Source organism: Oleiphilus sp. HI0043, assembly GCF_001634935.1.
On the sequence record NZ_LWEY01000591.1, the window covers coordinates 1 to 640 of the forward strand.

General features: G+C 45.5%; 1 protein-coding gene. It reads right to left on the reverse strand.

All coding sequences use genetic code 11. The features are described 5' to 3' along the window. Nucleotides 1-256: 256 nt before the first annotated feature. Nucleotides 257-640: DUF695 domain-containing protein (locus A3729_RS07340; protein WP_068633520.1), on the reverse strand; the 384-nt coding region annotated here is incomplete at its 5' end.

Consider the following 640-nt stretch of genomic DNA (forward strand, 5'->3'; position numbering starts at 1 on the left):
TGAGTATCTGGCGCGCGTTCTATCTCACTACAAAAAATCCCGAATTAATCACGGAGATAAAGTCGATGAGGTCATACGCGCCTATGAGCTTTGCGCTGAACATATACAAGCATAAAGAAGTTGTGGGCAGAAGGTTCCACCCCTCACTTACTCAACCCAACAAGAAACATTGTACTGATTCACCAGCGAGCCGAGGAAAGCACTGCCTACAAAACGATTGCTGTTTTCAATCGAGTCTGACCCCATTGAAACGCTTTTACCTAAAGCTCTTAAGGTAAACCTCTGACATCTTCCAATCTTCATCAGGGTCGATTGTATAGCTGAAGGGGCGTGGCGTGGTATCCGCTTCGATAATACTCTTTATTAATTCGTCAGCTTGAACCGGGTTGTAGACTCTAAAAAGTAACTCTCGCGTCTTATTCCAGGTAATTCTCGCTAAAGGCACAGCATTCCCGCCGGCTCGAAGTTCAACGTCCAATTGCTGGCAAAAAGGCTCAATTTCTTTTGCTTCCTCTGGAAGTGTCAAGCCTTGTTCATCTTCGGTGTCTAATTTAAGAATCAGTGATAACTGCCAAGCATAGAGTTTACGCGGCTCGTCCTCAAAAGTGGCCAGTGTCGTGTTCACCGCAGCATAGACTTT